The organism is Pseudomonas sp. CFII68, assembly GCF_000416195.1.
GTDB lineage: Bacteria > Pseudomonadota > Gammaproteobacteria > Pseudomonadales > Pseudomonadaceae > Aquipseudomonas > Aquipseudomonas kilonensis.
Genome location: NZ_ATLN01000064.1, coordinates 1 through 4,480 on the forward strand (window position 1 = coordinate 1; position 4,480 = coordinate 4,480).

The 4,480-nt window shown below is 53.9% G+C and carries 8 protein-coding genes and 1 pseudogene; 6 read left to right on the forward strand and 3 right to left on the reverse strand.

The features are described from left to right. Positions 1–54: 54 nt before the first annotated feature. Positions 55–423, forward strand: a complete 369-nt coding sequence (locus CFII68_RS17160; protein WP_018605221.1) for a hypothetical protein — start codon at positions 55–57, stop codon at positions 421–423. Between the two features lie 158 nt (positions 424–581). After that, positions 582–980, forward strand: a complete 399-nt coding sequence (locus tag CFII68_RS17155) for a hypothetical protein (RefSeq protein WP_018605223.1) — start codon at positions 582–584, stop codon at positions 978–980. Positions 981–983: 3 nt separating this feature from the next. On the opposite strand, the pseudogene CFII68_RS27665 reads toward CFII68_RS17155, so the two are convergent. The 3 genes and pseudogenes from CFII68_RS27665 to CFII68_RS17145 form a co-directional block, all read right to left on the reverse strand. Further along, positions 984–1,101, reverse strand: a pseudogene (locus tag CFII68_RS27665) (transposase domain-containing protein); the annotation flags it as partial. 71 nt (positions 1,102–1,172) lie between these two features. Beyond that, complete coding sequence (locus tag CFII68_RS17150; RefSeq protein ID WP_018605225.1) at positions 1,173–1,580, reverse strand: DUF3224 domain-containing protein; 408 nt, start codon at positions 1,578–1,580, stop codon at positions 1,173–1,175. A gap of 173 nt (positions 1,581–1,753) precedes the next feature. Next, positions 1,754–2,530 (reverse strand): APH(3')-II family aminoglycoside O-phosphotransferase, encoded by a 777-nt coding sequence (locus CFII68_RS17145; RefSeq protein WP_033062581.1) that lies wholly within the window; start codon positions 2,528–2,530, stop codon positions 1,754–1,756. Positions 2,531–2,796: 266 nt separating this feature from the next. Between CFII68_RS17145 and CFII68_RS27670 the strand changes: the two genes are divergently transcribed. The 4 genes from CFII68_RS27670 to CFII68_RS17130 all read left to right on the forward strand — a co-directional run bounded on the left by CFII68_RS27670 (position 2,797) and on the right by CFII68_RS17130 (position 4,408). After that, positions 2,797–2,940, forward strand: a complete 144-nt coding sequence (locus tag CFII68_RS27670; protein ID WP_162843738.1) for a hypothetical protein — start codon at positions 2,797–2,799, stop codon at positions 2,938–2,940. A gap of 154 nt (positions 2,941–3,094) precedes the next feature. Continuing rightward, the gene (locus CFII68_RS17140; RefSeq protein ID WP_018605230.1) at positions 3,095–3,349 is read left to right on the forward strand and encodes a hypothetical protein; all 255 of its coding nucleotides are present in this window, start codon (positions 3,095–3,097) and stop codon (positions 3,347–3,349) included. Continuing rightward, complete coding sequence (locus CFII68_RS17135) at positions 3,342–4,055, forward strand: YafY family protein (protein WP_018605232.1); 714 nt, start codon at positions 3,342–3,344, stop codon at positions 4,053–4,055. The genes CFII68_RS17140 and CFII68_RS17135 overlap by 8 nt, the downstream gene beginning before the upstream one ends. Positions 4,056–4,099: 44 nt before the next feature. Continuing rightward, positions 4,100–4,408, forward strand: coding sequence for an antibiotic biosynthesis monooxygenase (locus CFII68_RS17130; protein WP_018605234.1), 309 nt, complete (start codon positions 4,100–4,102; stop codon positions 4,406–4,408). Positions 4,409–4,480: the final 72 nt, after the last annotated feature.

The window sequence follows — 4,480 nt, forward strand, 5'->3', positions numbered from 1 at the left end:
GGTTGAACCCATTTGGGGCGCCTCGTTTAAACCAGCATTCTAGAGGGATCTCTTATGCACTCATTTTTCGCCAAGACTTTTGGCGGTCTTACAACCAGTTACTACATCCGCCAGTTTCTTTTTGGGCTGGTGTTTACCGTGATGATCATCTCCCTGGCGGCCAACAGCCCCGCAGGAATCGGTGCGAAGCCTGGGTTGATCGTGTTGGCGATCATCAACACGTTGCTTTATCCGTATTCTCGGTTCGTCTACGAAAGCGTTGTCGGCTACATCATGGGCAACAATGTTTTTTTCGTGAATGCACTGTTCATGCTGATGGTGAAGGCTTTCACCATGGCCATGTGCTGGTCGTTCGCGATTTTCGTAGCGCCGGTGGGGTTGGCGTACCTGTTCTGGCGCAACAGCCGTTCGGTCGTTGAATAGGTCAATAGCTCAACGCGTTTGCAGTTGAAAACTGGTGTGGGTAGGGCAAACGTGAACCGACCATGATTATGGGTAAATTCATAATCACGGTCGGTGCCCTGTTTCCCTAAGGGCTCGACACCTTTCACAGGGCTTGGATCGCGACTGTAGATAAAACTATGCAAAGGTTGTCATTCTTCGTCAGAGTGTTGTTTGCATGTTGCCTTCTTGTCGCCACGGCTAATCACATCTGTGCAGCTGCTTTACATGGTTTGCTCTGGGACTACGGATACGGACCTGGCGCTTATTTGGCGAGCCGTATTTTTTGGGGAGCACTTACATTTTTTGACCCGCTCGCAGCTCTGCTCCTGTTTCTCAAGCCAAGAGTCGGAATCGTGCTTACGGCTGCGATCATCTTGGTCGACGTAGCTCACAACACTTTATACGTCGCATTGAAGCAGCAGTGGCTGGAGCCGTTCTACCTGTCCCAGGTGGCGTTCCTTATCTTTGTATTCCTGCTGTCCCCCATCGCTTGGCGCGGCTTTATTCCAGACGCTGTAATCACCAGTCCAGCTTGAACGTAATTCACTCGTCCGCTGCGTCGACGGGCGCGCGAGAACCTCCTTCAGGTACACATACGGGTCGTGACCATTCAGTCGTCCATGCAGACTGGATCAAACTCATGGCCGCTGCCCATCTCCCGCAGTAAGCACCCAGCGAGGCGCCTCCCTGATGTGCATCAGGGGTGGTGTCCTTTTAGGCTTGCTAAATTATTCGAGGTGGTAAGCCAACCAGAGATGGTGCGTTCCGTCGGTGTCAATCGTGATCCCTCCTGACCCGGATATTCCTTCCAAACCATCCGTACCACTGCCTCCAACTATGCAGAAAAACTCGTCTGCACGATCAGTTCCGGTAGTGGAGGCGGAATGAATAAAGTTAAAGGAACCCTCTACGCCATTCACCGTGCCCTTGAAGCTCTCCAGTGCGATGTAGCTGCCCCTTCTTGACGCTTGGTCGAACGCCGCAGTAAAGGATGTTGAAGAAATACCATCGATAGCTCCCGTATAGGACTTTTCCATGAAGCTGATCGACACGGGTAAGCCTGTTGCAATGTTGGGCGTGGGCGTCAGGTCAGTGGGTTTGAAGTTCTTGGTGGAAAAAGTCGCTCGCGCTTCCATTCGGATCAGTCCTGTTCCATATGAGTTGAGCGGTCATTCTAATGCAAGGGCACCCTCACGTTGAGAGCGTCAGGCAGAGAGCCAGTTCTGTGGTAGCAGCTTCCCGGCCTTCATGAACAACGTGACATTGCGCCTGGTTGTTGCTGATCGTCAGTCACCAGCGGGCGCCGGTGCTAGAAGAACTCATCCAGAAGCCGATAAAAATAAATTCGATCCTGATCGGCTTCGAGCACTGCATATCGCCGCAGAAACGGCGCGACCCATTGTTCGCCCAACTCCTCGGCAATGTCCCGAGTTGCCAGCGCCAGGTCCTGATATCGATCCGCGACGCCCAGCCGACCGCAATCAATGAAACCCGTAAAACGACCGTTATCGACGATGATATTGGGCATGCACGCGTCGCCGTGGGTCACGACGAGATCTTGTTCGGCTGGTTGACGGTTTAGCAATTTTTCAAAGAGTAAGGCGGGGGCGAGTCCCTGGTGTTCTTCGTCCAATTCCTCCTGATCGACAAGCCCGGCTTCCATTCGGGCTCTGGCCTTGGCAATGCGATGGCGGGCGCTATGGTCGAAGGGGCAATCGGCCGGGTCGAGTTGATGGAGTTGGCGCAGGGCGTCGGCCATGACGTTGACCTTGGCCGCCTCGTCGATGGGGGCCGACAGCAGGTCCACCCCCGGCACGGCGCTTAACAACAGCCAGTCCCGATCTGTTTCGTGGGCTTCATCAAGGACATGGGCGCAAGGGGTGCCGGTAGAGGCCAGCCAACGCAGCCTTGCCGCTTCGTCGCGTAGTTCGCTTAGCGCTCCGGCAGGTTCCGTCTTGACGAACAGGGCGGGGGCGCCGGGGGCATCCAGGCGAAAGACCGCGGCATCCGAACAGCCGACGGTCATTGGGCGCCAGCTGTGATGTTTGAAGCGCTCCCGCCAGCCGCTCGGCAGTTTCGCGATCATCTCTTCGTGTAACGGGGTTGCGGTTGATTCGTCCTGGGTGTTCACCACTGCTCCTTGGAGGGTCTGGATCGACCGTTATGAAACCACACATGGGTCCGCCGGGGCAGGGTGTCATTGGTCGGCGACTTGTCTAGACCGGGGGTTTATGCTGGGCTAAGGGTTGCCACACAGATTGTTGGCGACTACCCTGAAAATGTTTGGATTGTTACGAGAAGTTTCAAGCGTGGCGATTTTTGGTCAACCCACTTAAGGATGAGGTGAACACAATGTTTTCTCATGAAGGTGCTGCAATAGAGGTATTGCTCTTCATTTTTGGCTTTGCCGGGTTTGCCATGGCACTGTGGTTTGTTCATGCCTATTTTGAGCGGAAGGCTGAAAGTAGTGTAAAAAAACAACATTCAGGTCGTTGAGGCAGTTGAGCTTCGGCTGATGTTTCTTCGTAGACGTCTGCCGAACCTGCCTTCCTGATGGCCACGCTCAGGGTGATGGAGTCCATCTATTGAGATGCACTCTCCCGTGGGGCAAACTCCTGTCGCTTCATTGGCCGATAACAGGAGTTTACGGATGCCATTTCCACTGATGGAACAGAATGCCTTGTTGGCCCTAAAAGGCGTAGGGCCGGCCGTTATCGCTCGCCTTGAGCAGATGGGCATTGATTCGCTCGCGGTGCTCGGCAAAGCGAATGTTTGTGACATCCTGGCTCAGGCATCGGCTGCAGTGGGTTCGACTTGTTGGAAGAATAGCCCCCAGGCTCGGGCTGCCATTAACGCGGCCATTGAGTTTGCAAAGAGCTCTCAGTTGAGCGCACCAGGTGCGTAAAGCTGATCGCTTATTTCAATTGGTGAATCTGATTCGTGTCCATCAGCCAATCTCTGCTGAACGACTGGCGAACCGAATTGGCGTTTCCGTTCGCTCGATCTATCGATACATCGATGACCTTTCCTTCAGTGGAATCCCAATCTATGGGACCGCCGGTGTGGGATATGCCTTGGATGCCGACTTCGAGATGCCGCCTTTAACGTTGAACAGGCTCGAGCTGGATGCGTTGATGCTCGGTATGGAAATGCTTTCAGCCTCCGCCGATAACGATCTGAGTGCTGCTGCAAGGATGTTGTTGAGCAAAATCTCAGCGTCTCTGGTCCATCACAAGGTTGACCCCAGCACGGCAAAAATCAGGGCACTTGGAACAACACCTTCCTCCACGCGTGGTCATCTGGCAACGCTTCGAAATGCCATCGAAAACACTCAGACACTGAAAATAACGTATACCCGTTTGGACGGTGCGGTTTCGCAACGCCTCATTTGCCCCCTTGGCCTTTTCTACTGGGGAGGAAAGTGGACAGTTGGAAGCTGGTGTTGCACCAGGGTGGCTTACCGCGATTTTCGGGTCGATCGCATCACCTCCATCGCTGTTGCCCAACAACCGCCACCCGACAATCCTGCCCTGGACCTCCAAGCGTATATGAAGCACCAGGCAAGTCAGTGGAAAGCGATCATCGCTACTGACACTACGCTGTCAGTATGAGCCACTAATAATGGGGACTCCTTAACACGCGGAAGGTCATTCCTATGCAGCACTCGTCTCATGTACTCGAACTTGCCATTTTCAAGGTCAAACAGGAATGCGTTGCGCAAATGCCTGGGCTCCGTGCAGGGCTTCGTGAAACGTTAAAGACCTTTCCTGGTTTGATCGAGTACCGTGCCTACTGCCCTATGGACGACGATCGAGTCTTCGTGGATTTAGCCGTGTGGGACAGTCTTGAGAACGCACAAAAAGCGGCAAAGGCGTTCAACGATGGAGATCCGAGATTCTCTGGGTATATGTACGCCATTGAAAACCTGACGTTCATGAGTCACCTCGTTCCAGAGATGAGTTGACCCTCGACGGACTGCCAGAGCGGGGTTCATGGAAAGGCCTACGGGCAGAAAACGGCAAATGCCAGTTCCTCT

Coding starts and splice junctions, on each gene's coding strand:
- CFII68_RS17130 (WP_018605234.1), top strand. CDS start 4,100: ATGCAGCACTCGTCTCATGTACTCGAACTTGCCATTTTCAAGGTCAAA.
- CFII68_RS17155 (WP_018605223.1), top strand. CDS start 582: ATGCAAAGGTTGTCATTCTTCGTCAGAGTGTTGTTTGCATGTTGCCTT.
- CFII68_RS17140 (WP_018605230.1), top strand. CDS start 3,095: ATGCCATTTCCACTGATGGAACAGAATGCCTTGTTGGCCCTAAAAGGC.
- CFII68_RS17145 (WP_033062581.1), bottom strand. CDS start 2,530: ATGATCGCGAAACTGCCGAGCGGCTGGCGGGAGCGCTTCAAACATCAC.
- CFII68_RS17150 (WP_018605225.1), bottom strand. CDS start 1,580: ATGGAAGCGCGAGCGACTTTTTCCACCAAGAACTTCAAACCCACTGAC.
- CFII68_RS27670 (WP_162843738.1), top strand. CDS start 2,797: ATGTTTTCTCATGAAGGTGCTGCAATAGAGGTATTGCTCTTCATTTTT.
- CFII68_RS17160 (WP_018605221.1), top strand. CDS start 55: ATGCACTCATTTTTCGCCAAGACTTTTGGCGGTCTTACAACCAGTTAC.